Origin of the sequence: Aromatoleum diolicum (genome assembly GCF_012910955.1) — a bacterium.
GTDB classification, from domain to species: Bacteria; Pseudomonadota; Gammaproteobacteria; order Burkholderiales; family Rhodocyclaceae; genus Aromatoleum; species Aromatoleum diolicum.
This window is the reverse complement of the sequence record NZ_WTVQ01000124.1, coordinates 1-471: the sequence shown is the minus strand read 5'-3', so window position 1 is coordinate 471 and position 471 is coordinate 1. Positions and strand designations below refer to the sequence as shown.

The following is a 471-nucleotide window of genomic DNA, read 5'->3' as shown; positions in this document are numbered from 1 at the left end:
TCGGCATCAGCCCACTGCCAAGAAGATACAGGGCTGATCCGCGATCACTTCGTCAAGGCGCCTTGCAAATCTGAACCCTTATCGACTTGCCCCTCGGCATCAACCCCGTATCGCTATAGATACCTGGCTCTTGCCGGTGCCGCATGGCCCGACGATCAGCACCGGCGCCTTCTCGCCCAGATAGCGGCCAGTCGCCAGATCGTGGATCAGCGCCTGATTGACGTTCGGCAAGCGCGAGAAATCGAAACCATCGAGCGACTTGCCGGAGCGGAACGCGGCGCGGCGCATGCGAAGCGCAAACTTCTTCTGCTCGCGACGCGCCACCTCGTCGTGAATCAACAGCGACAGAAACTCCGTATAGGCCAGTTTCGAAGAGATCGCCTCGCGGTTTCTCGCTTCCAGCGAATCGAGGATGCCGGAGAGCCGGAGCTGCTTCAGGTTGGGGGCGAGTTCAGGAACGGGATTCAAGGG

1 protein-coding gene is annotated in these 471 nt (G+C 60.3%); it reads right to left on the bottom strand.

Features of this window, described 5'->3' with window-relative positions; all coding sequences use genetic code 11:
* Positions 1-99 precede the first annotated feature (99 nt).
* Positions 100-471 (bottom strand): ATP-binding protein (locus GPA25_RS23695; protein WP_281357765.1); only part of this gene is annotated, 372 nt, incomplete at its 5' end.